This is a genomic window from Streptomyces sp. NPDC102406, from assembly GCF_044765725.1.
GTDB lineage: Bacteria > Actinomycetota > Actinomycetes > Streptomycetales > Streptomycetaceae > Streptomyces.
Window position 1 is genome coordinate 773,414 of sequence record NZ_JBIWKP010000002.1, and the last position, 15,352, is coordinate 788,765.

Here is a 15,352-nt window from a genome sequence, read left to right on the forward strand (position 1 = left end):
TCATATGAACCTGTATGGTGAGGACGATCGCCTCGTCCCCTCCCGAAGGGTTGTTCCGTCATGCCGACCGTCCTTGCCCAGCAGCCGCCGGTACGGGACGGCGGCGCGACCCCACCCGCCACCGCGCCCGGCCGTACGCGGCTGCTGGCGCTGCCCGAGGCGCGCTGGGCGCTGGCGGCGCTGGTGTCGTTCCTCGTCGCGCTCGCGCTCGATCTGTCGGGCACCCCGGGCTGGTCGTGGGGCCCGCTGTACGGCGTCGCCTATGTGACCGGCGGGTGGGAGCCCGGCTGGGAGGGGCTGAAGGCCCTGCGCGACAAGACGCTCGACGTCGACCTGTTGATGGTCGTCGCGGCGCTGGGGGCCGCCGCCATCGGGCAGTTCCTCGACGGCGCGCTGCTCATCGTCATCTTCGCCACCTCGGGGGCGCTGGAGGCCGTCGCCACCGCGCGTACCGCCGACTCGGTGCGCGGGCTGCTCGACCTCGCTCCCCGCACCGCCACCCGGATCGGGGCCGACGGCGGTGAGGAGACCGTGCCCGTGGAGCGGCTCGGTGTGGGCGATGTCGTGCTCGTGCGGCCGGGCGAGCGCATCGGCGGGGACGGACGGGTCGTGGCCGGGGCGAGCGACGTCGACCAGGCAACCATCACGGGTGAACCGCTGCCCGTGACCAAGCACGCCGGGGACGAGGTGTTCGCCGGGACGCTGAACGGCACGGGCGCGCTGCGGGTGCGGATCGCACGCGACCCGGCCGACTCCGTGCTCGCCCGGATCGTGCGCATGGTCGAGGAAGCGGCCCGGACGAAGGCGCCGACACAACTCTTCATCGAGAAGGTCGAGCAGCGCTACAGCCTGGGGATGGTCGCCGCCACCCTGCTGATCTTCGTGGTGCCGCTGCTGGCCGGTTCGGGGGTGCGGGACGCCCTGCTGCGGGCGATGACCTTCATGATCGTCGCCTCGCCCTGCGCCGTGGTCCTGGCGACGATGCCGCCGCTGCTGTCCGCCATGGCGAACGCGGGACGGCACGGCGTCCTCATCAAGTCCGCTGTCGTCATGGAGCGGTTGGGGCAGATCGACGCGGTCGCGTCGGACAAGACGGGGACGCTCACCGAGGGCGCGCCGCGCGTCGTCGACGTGTGCCCGACGGACGGATCCGGGGTGGACGAGGACGCGTTGCTGCGCTGGGCCGGGGCCGCCGAGCACCCCAGCGAGCATCCGCTGGCCCGCGCCGTCGTCGACGCCGCGCGGACGCGGGGACCGGCGCCCCTGCCCGCCGCCGTCGACTTCGTCGCCCGGCCGGGCATCGGCGTCGAGGCCACGGTCGACGGCGCCCGCGTGGCCGTGGGCGCTCCCCACCGGCTCGTCCCCGCCGGGCACCCCGCGGCGGCCGAGGCCGCCCGCCTGGAGGAGGAGGGGCGCACCGCCGTCCTGGTCACCCTCGACGGGGTGCCCATCGGTCTGCTCGGCATCGCCGACCGGCCCCGCCCCGACGCCGCCGAGGCGACCCGCGCCCTCACCGCCCTCACCGGTTCTGCGCCCGTGCTGCTGACCGGCGACAATCCGCGCGCGGCACGGCAGTTGGCCGCGGGGCTCGGCATCACGGACGTACGGGCGGAGCTGTTGCCCGAGGACAAGGTGGCCGCCGTACGGGACCTGGAGCGGGCCGGGCGCAAGGTGCTCGTCGTGGGCGACGGTGTCAACGACGCCCCGGCGCTCGCCGCCGCGCACACCGGCGTCGCGATGGGCCGGGCCGGGTCCGATCTGGCGCTGGACGCCGCCGACGCGGTGGTGGTCCGCGACGAACTCGCCGCCATCCCGACGGCCGTCGCCCTGTCCCGCCGCGGCCGCCGCCTCGTGGTGCAGAACCTGGCGGTCGCGGGAGGCTTCATCGCCGTACTCGTCGCCTGGGACCTGTGCGGCACGCTGCCGCTGCCGCTGGGTGTCGCCGGACACGAGGGGTCCACGGTGATCGTGGGCCTCAACGGCCTGCGACTGCTGACCGACCGGGCCTGGCGCCGTGCCGGGCGCGAGGCGATCGGCGGGGCGGTGCCCGGCCGCTGACGCGGTGGGCGGCGGGTCAGCCGGGGCGGACCGCGGCCGTCTTCTCGAAGACCAGCACCTCCGTGGAGGCGACGCCCATCGGCGCGAGGAAACTCGCCTCCAGGCGGCAGCCGAGCGCGGTGAAGAGGTCCACGCAGGTGGCGCGGGGCATGGCGGCCGGGTAGGAGTCGTGGCCCGCGCCGCCCCGCGTCGCCCAGGCGCGCATCGTGGCCGGGTCCAGGCAGGTCTCGGTCATCACGTCGAAGACGATCCGGCCGCCGGGCCGCGTGACGCGTGCCATCTCGAAGAAGTAGCGGGTGGTGCCGAGGAACGTCAGGGTGTTGAAGACCTTGTGGGCCTGGACGAGGTCGACGCTGTTGTCCGGTGTCGGGGCCAGGCTGGATCCGGCGGTCGGCCGGGCGAGCACACCGAAGGTGTCCACCAGATAGGTGGCCCAGGGCGCCGCCGTCTCGTAGATCTCGTAGCGCTCCGGTGCGCACTCCTTCAGCGTCTTCTCCAGGTAGCGCCCGGAACCGGGGCCGATCTCCAGCACGCTGCTCGGGCCGAGGGCGAAGACGCCGAGGGCGCTCAGTTCGCCGATGGTGGCCCGGGTGGCGCCCGGCGTGCCGTTCATGACCTCGTCGATGTAGTCGCCGACCGGCAGACCGGCCGCCCGCGCGGCTCGCATCGTGGCCTCGAACGGGATGAAGTCGTCCACTCCGCCGCGCTGGTCGGTGCTGCGCACGATGTCGAACCCGGTACGGCCCACCAGCCGCTTGAGGCCCGACTTCCATACGGACGTTTTCCTGCCCGGTGTCCTCATCGGCTCCGCCCCTCCCCCCGGACGGTGTGCTGGGCGGCGGGCAGGCCGCATGGGCCCGCCCCGGACTCGACGGCGGGCGCGGCGGCGCGCGCCGTGCGGGACGTACAGGACATGCGGATTTCCCCCCTGGGGCGGTGCTCTCGCGGAGCCCGCACCCCGGTATGGACGTAGGGCGTGCGGTGCCGGGCCTCGCCCGGAGTCGGCTCAGCCGACGAGCGGTGGCGGGACGAGTGGCGGCCCGCGGCGCACCACCGTGCCGACCAGGACGGTTCTCGTGGGCGGCGCGCGTCCCGGCCCCGGGCTCGTGCGCCACACCGCGCCGAGCGCGGTCAGGTCCAGCGGGGTGCGGACGGGTCCGGACAGGCACCGCAGCAGCGCCCGCAGTGCCTGCCACTGTCGTCCGGCGGCGACGAGGATCCCCCGGCGGCCGGCGTCGGCCCCGTGCAGCATCACCGCGCACAGCACGGTCAGCACGACATGGGCGGCCACGACGGGCCACACGGCGTGCATCGCCGCGGGCGCCCGCGTGTGCACGGGGACGGACACCTGGTCGTCGGTGGCCACGAGCCAGAGCCCGATCGCCGCCTGGGAGCCGAGGGCCAGCAGCACCTGGCGTCTCAGCGGTTTGTCGTGTCCCGCCCCCGGCAGCGCGGCCGCGAACAGCAGGAGCGCGGCGAGCACATGGGCCGCCCATGGCGGGCCGGAGCCGAACGCGAGGTGGTGGACGGTGACGGACACGGAGGTCCCGAGGACGGCGAAGAGTCCGGCGCGGGCAGCGGCGACCGGCACCGGCCGCGGCACACTGCCGCGGCGGCGCAAACGGGACGCACGTGTCGATCCCCCCATGTCCCCACCATGATGGGGCGTAAGCCGCCTGCGTGTCAGCAGGGCTTCGGGCCGGGCGCGGGGCCGCCGCCGGCCGCCGGGCCGAGGACGGCGGCCCCACCAAGGGGTTCGGCCCGGCCTGCGTACGCGGGCCGGGCCGTGCCCGGCACCCGGGCCGAGCCGTGCGTCGCGGTGCGGGATACGGACGGTGACGGAGGCTCAGGGCCCGAGTCGGCGTACGTCGGTGCCAACCTGCCGAGCGGAGCCGGTCACTCCACCGCTGTCGGCCGCCGGGTCAGCCGCACCGCGTCCGCCACGTCCGTGATAGGCCGCAGCCGGTAGGTGTAGGCGTAGTCCCGGTCGGCGAGCAGTTTGTACGCGTCGTGCGTGTGCGCGCCCCAACTGTTGTCGCCGCCGACGCCCATCTGCCGGTGGTTGACGCGCAGGACCACCTCGTCGCGCGGGGTGAGCTGGTAGTCGTGGCGGGCGCCGACGGAGAGGTCCTCCGGGGTGAAGTGCGAGGCGTTGACCTCCAGGAGTTCCTCGCCCCACACGAGCAGGCCGCGCCCGTGCCGGTCGGTGAGCGCCGCCCAGCGCACATCGGTCTTGTTGCCGTTCTCCTGCGGCCGGATGTACGGGGTCCACTGGTCGCGCACGGTGGAGGCGTAACGGCCCACGTCCGTCCCGTCGTTGCGGTCCCAGTGGTTCTCCTCGGGACCGCGGCCGTAGTAGTGCAGCCGCTCCAGGGCGGCGGGCAGGTGCAGGATCGTGCCGACCTCGGGGAGGTAGGGCAGGCCGGGGGCGCCCGGGTGGAGGGTGTTGTCGACCTTGATCTCACCGTTGCCGAAGACGGTGTAGGTCGTGCTGTACGCCGACGCGGTGGTGGTGGGCAGGGTGCCCTCGACCGCGATCTCGACGGCCCGGCCGCCCCGGGCGCGCACGGTCACGCCCGTCACCTCGCGCCGCGCGCCCGCGTCCCGCCAGGTCTGGTTGCGGGTGTGCTGGCCGTTGCCGCGGTCGTTGTCGGTCGGGGCGCGCCAGAAGTTGGGGACGGCGCCCGCGAGAAGGAGCCGTGCGCCACCCGCCTCGTACGTCGTGATGAGCCCGGTCGACTTGTCGACGACGACCTTCAGCCCCTTTCCGGTGACGGTCACGGCCGCGTCGCCGTCCTCGTAGGAGAGCGTCGGGACCTGCGCGAGCGGGACGGGGACGACGGCGGGGCTGCCCGCGTCGAGGGGCAGTTGTACGCGCGCCACCTCGAAGCCCGCGTCCGCCCAGGGGGTGCGCTCCCTGGTCGTGAAGGAGAGCTGGAGGAAGTACTCGGCGCCGGGGGCGGGGTCGCGGGGCAGCGTCACCGGCAGGGTGATGTCCTTGCTGCTTCGCGGGGCGACGTCGAGCTGGGCGCGGCTGAGACGGCCGCGCCGTGTCACCTGCCCGTCGACGGCCAGCTCCCAGGTGGCGTTCCAGGCGCGGAGGTCGGTGAACAGGTTCTCGTTGGTGAGGGTGATCTCGCCGGGGGCGCCGCCCTTCTTGTGGGCCGCGCCGATCGTCTGGTAGATCCGCTTGACCTCGGCGGCCTTGCCGGTGTGGCCGCGGTCGGGCAGGACGATGCCGTCGCCGCTGAAGGCGCCGTCGTTGGGGTTGTCGCCCCAGTCGCCGCCGTACGCGGCAAACGTCCTGGCGCGGGCCTTCTTCGCCTCGTGTCCGGCCGTGCGCGCGTCGAACCAGAAGCGGACGCCGTCGCCGTCCGGGCCGCGGCCGGCGTCGGCGAGTTCACCGGCGGTCAGTGCGCGGGCGTAGACCCGGGCCTGCCGGATCGTGCCGCTGAACTCCCTTGTCGGGTTGTCGATCTCGCCGCCGAGGGACAGGGACGCGGTGTTGCCGGAGGGCTTGCGGGTAGTCGTCTTCGTCGCTTTCACCGCGCCGTCCACGTACAGGGTCAGCGTCCCGGCGTCCGCGTCGAAGACGCCCGCGACATGGTGCTCCTTCCCTGTCCAGCCGTCGTCCGGTGTGGTCCAGGACGCCGTGATCCACTGGCCCTCGGAGTAGAGGAAGAACTCCAGAGTCCTGCCCGACTGCTTCAGGGCGTACTGGGTGTCGCCCTTCGCCAGGATCGGCTGGTCGTAGCCGCGGTGACGCGGGGTGATCCAGGCCTCCAGGGTGAGGGAGCCCCGCAGGTCGAGGCGGTCGTCGCGGGTGAAGACGGTCGCCCCGCCGACGCCCTTGTCGCGGCTGAACGTGCCCGACGGGTTGATGACCTCGCCCTTGAGGCGCGCGGGGCCCGACTCGGTGAGCACCTGCCGTTCCGGGGTCGGCCAGTTCAGCGCCTGGTCGACGAAGTCCCAGATCCAGCCGCCCTGGAGGACGTCATGGCGGCGGACGACGTCCCAGTACTCCTTGAAGTTGCCGGTGGAGTTCCCCATCGAGTGGGCGTACTCCACCATCACGTAGGGGCGGGTGTCGGTGGTGTCCCGGGCGCGGGCCTCCACCCTGCTCGGCGACTCGTACATCTTGGAGCGGATGTCGCTGATGCCCGGCCGGTCGTCGCCCTCGTACTGGATGACGCGGGTCGGGTCGTAGCCGTGGATCCAGTCGTACATGGCGCGGAAGGAGGAGCCGCTGCCCGCCTCGTTGCCGAGCGACCAGATCACGACGCTCGCGTGGTTCTTGTCGCGGTGGACCATGTTCTGGGCGCGGGCCACGCAGGCGGTGGTCCAGTCGGCGCGGTCGCCGGGGTAGGAGTCGCGGATGCCGTGGGTCTCCAGGTTGGTCTCGTCGACGAGGTACAGCCCGTACTCGTCGGCGAGTTCGAGCCACAGCGGGTTGTTGGGGTAGTGCGAGGTGCGGACGGAGTTGATGTTGAGCCGCTTGATGAGCGTGATGTCCTGGACCAGGTCGGCGCGGCTGAGCGCCGAACCGCGGTCCGGGTGCATCTCGTGGCGGTTGGTGCCGCGCAGGGAGACGGGCTGCCCGTTGATCCGCATCAGCCCGTCCTTCAGGGCGAACTCGCGCAGGCCGACGCGGTGCGACAGCGTCTCGACGACCTTGCCCGCGGGATCGCGCAGGCGCAGGACCGCGGTGTAGAGGTAGGGGTCCTCGGCGGACCAGAGCCGCGGCGCGGGTATGGACCTGGCGGCCCGTACGCTCACCTCGGACGCGGTGAGGGCGGCCGGGCGCGTCAGCGGCCGGGCCCAGACGGCGTGGCCGTCGGCGTCGTAGAGCTGCGTCTCGACGGTGTAGGCCGCCCCGCCGGCGTCGCCCGCGTAGTCCCGCACGCTCGCCGTGAGCGACAGCTCGGCCGAGGTGTACCCGTCGCCGAGCGGTGTCTCGATCTTGAAGTCGCGCAGATGGACCGTGGGCGTGGAGAACAGGTAGACGGAGCGGAAGATGCCGCTCAGCCGGATCATGTCCTGGTCCTGCATCCAGTCGCCGTCCGAGTAGCGGTAGACCTCGACGGCGACCTGGTTGGTGCCCTTCTTCAGGTAGGGCGTGATGTCGTACTCGGCGGGGGTGTACGAGTCCTCGTGGTAACCGGCCAACTGCCCGTTGACCCAGACGTAATGGGCCGCCTTGACGCCCTCGAAGTGCAGGAAGGTCCGCCTGCCCGACCAGTTTCCCGGCACGGTGAACGTCCGCCGGTACTGGCCGACGGGGTTGTACCGGGTCGGCGCGGCGGGCGGCTGGGCCTCCTCGCCGTGCCCGTTGGGCCCCCACCACGGGTAGGTGATGTTGACGTAGATCGGCACGTCGTGGCCGTGCAGTTGCCACGCCGACGGGACCGGGACGGTCTCCCAGCCGGAGTCGTCGAGGTCGGTGCGGTAGAAGTCGTCGAGCTTGTCGGCGGGCCGCTCCACGTACGCGAACTTCCAGTCGCCGTCGAGGCTCTGCCGGTACGGGGATCTGGTGCGGTCGGCGGCGAGGGCCTGCCGCACGCTCTCGTACGGCATCAGGGTGGTGTGGGCGGGCTCGGTGCCGAGGCGGAACAGGTCGATGTGCCCGTTCCACTCAGCGCCGTCGCGGGTGACGTCCTCAGGGGCGGCGAAGGCCCGGGCGCCGGGGAGTACGCCGGGCAGCGCGAGTGCGCCGAGCACGGCCGCACCCGCTTCCAGGAGACGACGACGGCTTACGTACACGCGGTGCGGGTGCGGCATGGCTGTGCCCTTCGTCCGTGCGGTGACGTGCAACTGGTGAGGCGGGGAACACCTGTTGAGCCGCGACCACCCTAAGAAGAGAACACAACCGAGACAATATCGACGTCAGATTCTGTTGCTTCCTGAGTGCTGTGCCCGCCGGGTCACCCCCAGGCCAGTCCGCTCACGACCTCGTGCGGTGACCCGCCCGCCCGCGCCGTGGCGATCGTGTCCTCGACCGGCTCCCGCGCCTCGTCCCAGTCGCTCGCCGACCAGCCGTCCCCCGTGGCGACGATCGCGCGGCCCCGCCCGGCGTCGACGTGCACGAACTCGCCGGTGACCACGGCGATCACGAGGTCGTCGACCGCTTCGAGCAGGGAGGCCGATCCGTCGTCACAGGCGTCGCAGCCGCAGTCCGGCAGCACCCCGAGCATGCCGGCGGGCTCCCCCGCCCCGACCAGGACGATGGTGCGCTCCACCTCCTCCACCGCGCCGAACCCGAACACCAGCGGCACGGCGCCCGCGCGCACCGGCCGCAGCCGCACCGCGCTGCCGAGGGAGATCTCCGGGGGCCGCCGCCACAGCGCGGCGGGTTCGTCGGCCGTCTCGGTCCCGGCCCATCCCAGCTCGCACAGCGTCCGCGTCCACGCCTCGGCGCGGGCGGCGATGATGCGGTACTTCTCCGGCCTCAGGCAGCGCGAGTACTCCTCGTCGGACACCTCGCGATCGGCGTGCGGGTCGGGCCAGGGCGGCGTGTCCGCGCCGGTGACGAGGAAGGCCTCGTCGACTGCCCTGCGTAGCTCCATGTGATCCATGCGAGGGACTTTACGCACGTCACAGCGGGTCTCCGAACGGTTTTGCGGGCGGCTGCCGACCTGGCCGCTCAGTCGGGCCGCTCGGTGCGGGTGACCCGGGAGACCAGGTCGATCCAGCCCGCTTCCAGCCGCTCAAGCGGCATGGAGCACTGCCGGGTCAGGTAGTGGAGCAGGGCGGGGTCGAGGTAGCCCATCAGGGCCTGGGCCTGGAGCGCGCAGTCCGCCTCGGGCACGAGTTCCCGCAGGAGGATCGTGACGTGGGTGACGAGCAGCCGGTGCGTGGGGTGGGCGAGGCGGCGCTCGGGTTCCGGCTGCGCGGCCAGGTGCAGTTCGAGCTGCTCGGTCGAGCGGCGCAGGATCTCGACGCCGAAGGCGCGCAGCCGGTCGGCGGGCGGGGCGCCGGGCCCGAGCGGGGGCGGCCCGCCGATCAGGTCGGCCTGCAACTGTTTCGTGGTGTGGTCCAGCAACGCGGTCAGCAGTCCCGCGCGGTCGCCGAAGCGGCGGAAGACGGTGCCTTTTCCGACGCGGGCCGCGGCGGCCACGGCCTCCATGGTGACGCCGCCCGGGCCGTGCTCGGCGACCAGCCGTCCGGCGGCCTCCAGGAGCCGGGCGCGGTTGCGCGCGGCGTCCGCCCGCAGACCGCTCCCGGGCCCGTCGTCCGCGACGGTACCGATCGTGTGCAACCGCGGGAGCTGCGGCGGGCTGCTGGACATGAACTCAGCGTAAAGCATCTCCGAGAAAACTGGACCGCGGTCCGCTTAGGGTGGTAGACAGTTAAACGGACCTCGGTCCGGATAGTGGAAGAGCGATGACTCAGCACCCTGGAGCCCCCATGTCTGTCCGTATTCTCGCCCTCGTCGGCAGCCTGCGCGCCGGTTCGCACAACCGTCAGCTCGCCGAGGCGGCCGTCAAGCTGGCCCCCGAGGGCGCCGAGGTCGAGCTGTTCGAGGGGCTGGCCGACATCCCCTTCTACAACGAGGACGTCGACGTCGAAGGCAGCGTCCCGGCCGCCGCGGCCAAGCTCCGCGCCGCCGCGCAGAGCGCCGACGCGTTCCTGTTCTTCACCCCCGAGTACAACGGCACGATCCCGGCCGTCCTGAAGAACGCCATCGACTGGCTGTCCCGCCCGTACGGCGCCGGTTCCTTCGCCGGCAAGCCCGTCGCCGTGGCCGGTACCGCCTTCGGCCAGTACGGCGGCGTGTGGGCGCAGGACGAGGTCCGCAAGTCCGTGGGCATCGCCGGCGGCAAGGTGCTGGAGGACGTGAAGCTCTCCATCCCCGGCTCCCTGACCCGCTTCGCCGAGACGCACCCCGCCGACGACACCGAGGTCGCGGCCCAGCTCACCGAGGTCGTCTCCCGGCTCCACGGCCACGCGGGCGAGACCGTCGCCGCCTGATCCGCACCGCAGTCGTATCCGTGCGGCGGCCCGGGCCTCTTCGGTCCGGGCCGCTTCGCGCGTCGTGGGTCAGGCCGCCGCCCCGGCCGCGAACTCCCGCAGCCGCGGCAGCAGTTGGTCACCCACGCGCCCCGTCTCCTCCCGGTACGGGGTGTCGGACAGCACGAAGTGCGTGACACCGAGCTCGCGGTAGGCGCGCAGCGCCGCGGCCACCTCGTCCGGCGACCCGACGAGCCAGGTCGTCGCCGCTCCCCCGCCGCCGAACCTGCCCGGGGTGGTGTACAGGCACGTGTCGAGCACTTCGCCGCGCTCGACGAGGTCGAGGAGGCGGCGCTGCCCGACCGCCGTCCGCTGCCGCTGCGACCAGGTCGGCTCGGTGTCCTTCGCCGCCATCCCGGCGACCTTCTCCTCCGCCGCACGCCACGCCTCCTCCGTGCTGTCGCGTACCACCGTGGTGATCCGCAGCCCGAACTCCAGCGGCTTGTGGCGCCGGTCCACCTCGGCGCTCAACTTCCGCAGCCGCTCGACGCGTTCGGCGATCCCGTCCAGCGGCTCGCCCCAGAAAAGCTGTACGTCCGCCTCGGCCGCCGCCACCCGTTCCGCGGCCGGGGAGGCGCCGCCGAAGTAGAGCGTGGGATGGGTCCGCTCCCCGGTGACGAGCGGGCGCGGCGCCACCGTCGAGTCGGTGACCTGGAAGTGCTCGCCCTCGAACGTCACCCGCTCCTCGGTCCACAGCCGCCGCACCAGGTGCAGGAACTCCTGGGTACGGGCGTAGCGCCGGGCGGGGTCGACGGTGGTGTCGCCGTACGCGGCCGGATTGTCCAGGCCGCTGACGATGTTGACCAGGACACGGCCGCGGCTGAGCTGGTCGAGCGTGGCGGCGGCGCCGGCGAAGTGGGCGGGCTGCCAGTACCCGGGGCGCACCGCGACCAGGGGCTTGAACGTGGTGGTGCGCGCGGCCAGCGCCGTGGCGACGGTGAAGGTGTCGGGGCGGCCCCAGCCGGTGCCGAGGAGGGCACCGCCCCAGCCGTGGGCCTCCGCCGCCAGGGCGAGTTCGGTGGAGTACTCGATCGAGCCCCACCCGTCGGTCGTGTCGTCACCGCGGTGCCCCGGTTCGACGGTGTTGGGGATGTACCAGAGGAATTCCTGGCTCATCGGTTCTCCTCCTGGGTGGGTGCCACGCCGAGGCGGGTGAGCAGACGGTCGCGCAGAGCCGCGTACGCGGGACTGGCGGGGCGGCGCGGCGCGGGCAGGTCCACCGGGAGGGAGAACGTGATGCGGCCCTCTTCGAGGACGGCCACCCGGTCCGCCAGGGCGATGGCCTCGTCGACGTCGTGGGTGACGAGCAGGACGGCGGGGCGGTGGCGCTCGCACAGGTGCCGCAGCAGGGTGTGCATACGGATGCGGGTGAGCGCGTCGAGCGCGCCGAACGGCTCGTCAGCGAGCAGGAGCCGGGGCTCGCGGACGAGGGAGCGGGCGAGGGAGACGCGCTGCTGCTCACCGCCGGACAGTTCGACGGGCCAGGCCCGCTCGCGGCCTTCGAGCCCGACCTCGGCGAGCGCGGTGCGGCCCCGTTCCACGGCGTCCGGTCCGCTCAGGCCGAGGATCACGTTGTCGAGGACGCGTTTCCACGGCAGCAGCCGCGCGTCCTGGAAGACCACCGACACGTCGTCGGGGGCGACCAGTTCACCGCTGCCGGTGACGTCGTGGTCGAGGCGGGCGAGCGCCCGCAGCAGGGTGCTCTTGCCGGAGCCGCTGCGCCCCAGGAGCGCCACGAACTCGCCCGGTGCGATGTCCAGTTCGAGCCCGTCGAGGACCCGGCGGCCCCCGAGGACGCGTACCAAATTCTCGATGCGGACCGTCGCGGTGTCGGCGGCCGGGTGGGCGGGCGCGGTCAGCCCGCCAGTGTGCGTCGCCATGACAGGGTCCTCCTCTCCACGAGTCGTACGAGGGCGTCGGAGACGAGGCCGAGGAGGCCGTAGACGACGAGGCCGACGATGATGACGTCCGTCTGTCCGTAGGTCCGGGCCAGTTCCATCATGTAGCCGATGCCGCTGGTGGCGTTGACCTGTTCGACGACGACCAGCGCCAGCCAGGCGGCGGTCACACCGAAGCGCAGCCCCAGCAGGAAGCCGGGCAGGGCTCCCGGCAGGACGACGTGGCGGACGAACTGGAGCCTGCTCAGACGCACCGTCTCGGCGAGTTCGGCGTAGCGGTTGTCGATGGTGCGCAGCCCGTTGTGGGTGTGGATGTAGATCGGGACGAAGACACCGAGGGCGATCGTGATGACCTTCATCGTCTCGCCGATGCCGAACCACAGGACGAGGAGGGGGATCAGCGCGAGCGAGGGGATCGCCCTCTTGATCTGCACCGGTCCGTCGACGATCCCCTCGCCCAGGCGGCTCAGACCGGCGACGAGGGCGAGCAGCAGTCCGGCCGCGGTGCCGAACACCAGGCCGAGCAGGGCGCGTTGGGCGGAGGTCGCGAAGTGGGACTGGAGCCTGCCGTCGGCGACGAGGTCGCCCGCGGTGGCGGCGATGGTCCAGGGGGCGGGCAGGCTGCGGGCGTCGATGAGTCCGGCGGCCGAGCCGGCCGCCCAGACCGCGAGCAGCAGGAGCGGGCCGAGCGCCCAGCCGTAGGGGACGGGGCGGCCGGGGCCCAGTTTCCTGCGCGGTCGCGGGCGGGGGGTGGGGCGCGCGCTCTCGCCGGTCGCCGCCGCGCTCGCCGTCCGTCGGGAGAGGGCCGTGCTGCTCATGGTGTCTTCCTTTCACCGGCCGTGGCGTCGGCGGCGACGCGCTCGTAGCGCCGGTCGAAGAGTGTCCCCGCGTCGAACGTCTTGTGTTTCTGCTCCTTCGCCAGGAGGTCGACGGTCTGCTGCTGGCGTTCGATGGCGTCGGTCCAGTCGGCCGGGAACACGGGGTGGCCGGACCGTTTCACCAGGTACGCGCCGTCCTCGTGGCTCAGCCCCTGGTCCTTGACGTAGTAGCCGTCGATCCACTGCCGCGGGTGGGTGTCGACCCAGATCTGGGCGCGGGCCCAGAAGGCGATGAGCTCGCGGACGGCCGCGGACTTCTGCGCGTCGGCGACGGAATCGGTGAGGGCCCACAGGTGCGCGGGGTCGTCGCGGAGTCCGTGCCGGATGGTCGTGCCGCCGTCGCCCCCGTACTTCGTCAGATAGCGCTTGACGTTGACGTCGGCGATGGGCGCGGCGTCCACCTGGCGGTTTCCCAGGGCGGTGGGGTAGACGTCGCCGGTGCTGGCCAGTTCGACGAGGTGGACGTCCTTCTGCGTGAGGTGGGCCTTCTTCAGGATGCGCAGGACGAGCGCGCCCTGGGCCTGGCCCGGGCTGTAGGCGATCTTCTTGCCCCGCAGGTCCGCGAGGGACCGTATCCGGGCGCCCGGCGCGATCCCCAGCTCGTAGATGGGGTCGGCGATCGGGTCCTCGCGGTACCTGGCCGCGACGAGTTTGGTGTCCAGGCCGGTCCAGTGGGCGTTGATCGACGGGATGTCGGCGGCCGAGCAGACGTCCAGCGCGTGGGCGCGGAACGCCTCGGAGCATTGCGGACCGCCGCTGATGTTGGCCCACTTCACCCTGAACGGGAGTTTGCCGATCTGCCCCGAGAGCTCCAGAGCGACCTTGAGGTCGGGCGCTCCGACGGTGAGGGTGGTGTCCGCGGAGACCTTCGCCGGGATCTTCTTCGCGGCGATGTCGGCGCTGGTCGCCGTGGACTGCGCGTTGCTCACGCACGAGGTGAGCAGCAGGGACGCGGCGACAGCGGCCAGGGCGCCGACGCGCGGGAGAGGGGGACGGGCGGTACGAGGCATCATTCGGGCCTTCACGGAAGGTGGGGTGTGAGTGGGTGACGTGGGTGTGTGGGCCGAGGGGTGTGTCAGGCGGCGACCACGACCCGGTGGTCGGCCGTGAAGGGCTTGCCGGAGATCCGCTCGGAGGCGCGTCCGTCCGGTCCGACCGGGACCTCACCGATCAGCGTGACGCGGTGCAGCGTGCGCTCCACGTCGAGGTGGTCGAGGTCGTCGGGGGCGAGGTGGGCGGTGGCGCGGTTGTCCCAGAACGCCACGCTGCCCGGCTCCCAGCGGAACCGCACCGTGTACGCGGGCCGGGTCAGCTCCTCGTAGAGCAGGTGGAGCAGGGCGCGGCTCTCGCGCGGGGTCACGTCGAGGATGTGGCTGACGAAGCCGGGGGACACGAACAGCGCGCGCTCGCCGGTCTCCGGGTGGACGCGTACCACCGGGTGGTGGGCGACGAGCAGGTTGTCGTTGACGCGGCGGGCGTAGTCGCTGTCGCCCGTCGGTGCCTCGTCGCCGCCGTAGCGGTGTTCGGCCCGCAGCCCGTCGACGAAGGCACGCACCGGCGCCGACAGTCCTTCGTACGCGGCGACGGTGTTGGTCCACGTGGTGTCGCCGCCGTACTCGGGGACCGTCTCGGCCCGCAGGATCGAGGCGGCCGGCGGGTTGACGGCCGGGGTGACATCCGTGTGCCAGCCGCCGAAGTAGCTGTACTTGCGCCTGCGCCGTTGGCGTTGGAGGCCGTCCTTGTAGCGCTGCTCGAAGCGCTTGGGGTCGATCGTGTAGATCTCCGGATACCCCTCGGGCGGAGCCTCGTCGTGCGGGTGGGCGTACGTCAGGTCGCCGAACTGGCGGGCGAAGGCGATCTGCGCGGCGTGGTCGAGGCGTTGTTCCCGGAAGAAGACCACCTTCCAGCGGAGCAGGGCGTCGCGGATGACGCCGACCTCCTCGGGCGACTGCGGGCGGGAGAGGTCGGCGCCGATGATGTCGGCGCCGATGTGCCCGGCGACGGGCCGGACGGTGAGAGCGCTGGTGACGGATGCGGACATGGGTGATCTCCGGGTGTCAGGTGTGAGGGAGCACGAGCCCTGTTCAGGGGGCCGGTGTCATGAGCCGGGGCTGGGCGTGCGGCCCTGGCGGCGGGCACATCGTGAGGCGCCCATCGGGGTGTGCACACGTGTGCTGCCGGGAGGAGGGCTTGAGGCGGGCCGGGCGCACGTGGGACGCGCGGCGGCGAGCGGTGCGGGCCCGTCTCGGCGCGGGTGAGAGCGAGGACTGGCGCTCAGGAGCGGACGGTCCGGCCGGCCCGGAAGGAGCCGGCCGGAGGCGTCAGACGCGGCGACAGATGGCGGTGGCGACGCGGCGCAGGTCGATGTGGATGCGCGCGGCCAGGTGTGCGTCGCGGGGCGCGACGGGGGCGGTGACGGACGCGGCGGCCGGTCGGCGGATCCGCATCGTGACTCCCCTCGCTGCGTGGCGGACGACTCCGCCGGTTTCGTGTACGTGATGCTGCCAACGA

Annotated in this window: 13 protein-coding genes; 2 read left to right on the forward strand and 11 right to left on the reverse strand. The window is 72.8% G+C overall.

Translation table 11 applies throughout. The annotated features are described in order from the left end of the window. Positions 1-60 precede the first annotated feature (60 nt). On the forward strand, positions 61-2,058 hold the full coding sequence (locus ACIRF8_RS12120) for a heavy metal translocating P-type ATPase (protein ID WP_404213664.1): 1,998 nt from the start codon (positions 61-63) through the stop codon (positions 2,056-2,058). A 16-nt stretch (positions 2,059-2,074) separates the two neighbouring features. Here ACIRF8_RS12120 and ACIRF8_RS12125 read toward each other — a convergent pair whose 3' ends face one another. The 5 genes from ACIRF8_RS12125 to ACIRF8_RS12145 all read right to left on the reverse strand — a co-directional run bounded on the left by ACIRF8_RS12125 (position 2,075) and on the right by ACIRF8_RS12145 (position 9,361). Then, positions 2,075-2,860 carry a methyltransferase domain-containing protein gene (locus tag ACIRF8_RS12125; RefSeq protein ID WP_404213666.1) on the reverse strand — a complete coding sequence of 262 codons (786 nt, stop codon included), beginning with the start codon at positions 2,858-2,860 and terminating at the stop codon, positions 2,075-2,077. Positions 2,861-3,064: 204 nt separating this feature from the next. Further along, positions 3,065-3,649, reverse strand: a complete 585-nt coding sequence (locus ACIRF8_RS12130; RefSeq protein WP_404213668.1) for a hypothetical protein — start codon at positions 3,647-3,649, stop codon at positions 3,065-3,067. A gap of 305 nt (positions 3,650-3,954) precedes the next feature. Beyond that, complete coding sequence (locus tag ACIRF8_RS12135; protein WP_404213670.1) at positions 3,955-7,836, reverse strand: glycoside hydrolase family 2 TIM barrel-domain containing protein; 3,882 nt, start codon at positions 7,834-7,836, stop codon at positions 3,955-3,957. A gap of 143 nt (positions 7,837-7,979) precedes the next feature. Then, positions 7,980-8,630 (reverse strand): DUF6226 family protein, encoded by a 651-nt coding sequence (locus ACIRF8_RS12140; RefSeq protein WP_404213672.1) that lies wholly within the window; start codon positions 8,628-8,630, stop codon positions 7,980-7,982. Between the two features lie 68 nt (positions 8,631-8,698). Continuing rightward, positions 8,699-9,361 (reverse strand): TetR/AcrR family transcriptional regulator, encoded by a 663-nt coding sequence (locus tag ACIRF8_RS12145; RefSeq protein WP_404213674.1) that lies wholly within the window; start codon positions 9,359-9,361, stop codon positions 8,699-8,701. A gap of 101 nt (positions 9,362-9,462) precedes the next feature. Here ACIRF8_RS12145 and ACIRF8_RS12150 point away from each other — a divergent pair, with 101 nt between their 5' ends. Continuing rightward, positions 9,463-10,026, forward strand: coding sequence for an NAD(P)H-dependent oxidoreductase (locus ACIRF8_RS12150; RefSeq protein ID WP_404213676.1), 564 nt, complete (start codon positions 9,463-9,465; stop codon positions 10,024-10,026). A 69-nt stretch (positions 10,027-10,095) separates the two neighbouring features. On the opposite strand, the gene ACIRF8_RS12155 is transcribed toward ACIRF8_RS12150, so the two are convergent. The 6 genes from ACIRF8_RS12155 to ACIRF8_RS12180 all read right to left on the reverse strand — a co-directional run bounded on the left by ACIRF8_RS12155 (position 10,096) and on the right by ACIRF8_RS12180 (position 15,288). Further along, positions 10,096-11,181: an LLM class flavin-dependent oxidoreductase gene (locus ACIRF8_RS12155; protein ID WP_404213678.1), complete on the reverse strand. Its 1,086-nt coding sequence runs from the start codon at positions 11,179-11,181 to the stop codon at positions 10,096-10,098. After that, positions 11,178-11,945 (reverse strand): ABC transporter ATP-binding protein, encoded by a 768-nt coding sequence (locus ACIRF8_RS12160; protein ID WP_404213680.1) that lies wholly within the window; start codon positions 11,943-11,945, stop codon positions 11,178-11,180. Before ACIRF8_RS12160 ends, ACIRF8_RS12155 begins: the two co-directional genes overlap by 4 nt. Further along, positions 11,921-12,781: an ABC transporter permease gene (locus ACIRF8_RS12165; protein WP_404213681.1), complete on the reverse strand. Its 861-nt coding sequence runs from the start codon at positions 12,779-12,781 to the stop codon at positions 11,921-11,923. The genes ACIRF8_RS12160 and ACIRF8_RS12165 overlap by 25 nt, the downstream gene beginning before the upstream one ends. Further along, positions 12,778-13,854, reverse strand: coding sequence for an ABC transporter substrate-binding protein (locus tag ACIRF8_RS12170; RefSeq protein WP_404213683.1), 1,077 nt, complete (start codon positions 13,852-13,854; stop codon positions 12,778-12,780). Before ACIRF8_RS12170 ends, ACIRF8_RS12165 begins: the two co-directional genes overlap by 4 nt. Before the next feature lie 62 nt (positions 13,855-13,916). Then, positions 13,917-14,882 (reverse strand): TauD/TfdA dioxygenase family protein, encoded by a 966-nt coding sequence (locus ACIRF8_RS12175; RefSeq protein WP_404213685.1) that lies wholly within the window; start codon positions 14,880-14,882, stop codon positions 13,917-13,919. A gap of 280 nt (positions 14,883-15,162) precedes the next feature. Beyond that, positions 15,163-15,288, reverse strand: coding sequence for a putative leader peptide (locus ACIRF8_RS12180; RefSeq protein ID WP_404213687.1), 126 nt, complete (start codon positions 15,286-15,288; stop codon positions 15,163-15,165). Between the last annotated feature and the right edge of the window lie 64 nt (positions 15,289-15,352).

Excerpts from the sequence above, each read along its gene's own strand:
- ACIRF8_RS12165 (WP_404213681.1), bottom strand. The coding sequence starts at position 12,781 with ATGAGCAGCACGGCCCTCTCCCGACGGACGGCGAGCGCGGCGGCGACC.
- ACIRF8_RS12155 (WP_404213678.1), bottom strand. The coding sequence starts at position 11,181 with ATGAGCCAGGAATTCCTCTGGTACATCCCCAACACCGTCGAACCGGGG.
- ACIRF8_RS12150 (WP_404213676.1), top strand. The coding sequence starts at position 9,463 with ATGTCTGTCCGTATTCTCGCCCTCGTCGGCAGCCTGCGCGCCGGTTCG.
- ACIRF8_RS12140 (WP_404213672.1), bottom strand. The coding sequence starts at position 8,630 with ATGGATCACATGGAGCTACGCAGGGCAGTCGACGAGGCCTTCCTCGTC.
- ACIRF8_RS12125 (WP_404213666.1), bottom strand. The coding sequence starts at position 2,860 with ATGAGGACACCGGGCAGGAAAACGTCCGTATGGAAGTCGGGCCTCAAG.
- ACIRF8_RS12135 (WP_404213670.1), bottom strand. The coding sequence starts at position 7,836 with ATGCCGCACCCGCACCGCGTGTACGTAAGCCGTCGTCGTCTCCTGGAA.
- ACIRF8_RS12175 (WP_404213685.1), bottom strand. The coding sequence starts at position 14,882 with ATGTCCGCATCCGTCACCAGCGCTCTCACCGTCCGGCCCGTCGCCGGG.
- ACIRF8_RS12120 (WP_404213664.1), top strand. The coding sequence starts at position 61 with ATGCCGACCGTCCTTGCCCAGCAGCCGCCGGTACGGGACGGCGGCGCG.
- ACIRF8_RS12145 (WP_404213674.1), bottom strand. The coding sequence starts at position 9,361 with ATGCTTTACGCTGAGTTCATGTCCAGCAGCCCGCCGCAGCTCCCGCGG.
- ACIRF8_RS12180 (WP_404213687.1), bottom strand. The coding sequence starts at position 15,288 with ATGCGGATCCGCCGACCGGCCGCCGCGTCCGTCACCGCCCCCGTCGCG.
- ACIRF8_RS12160 (WP_404213680.1), bottom strand. The coding sequence starts at position 11,945 with ATGGCGACGCACACTGGCGGGCTGACCGCGCCCGCCCACCCGGCCGCC.
- ACIRF8_RS12170 (WP_404213683.1), bottom strand. The coding sequence starts at position 13,854 with ATGATGCCTCGTACCGCCCGTCCCCCTCTCCCGCGCGTCGGCGCCCTG.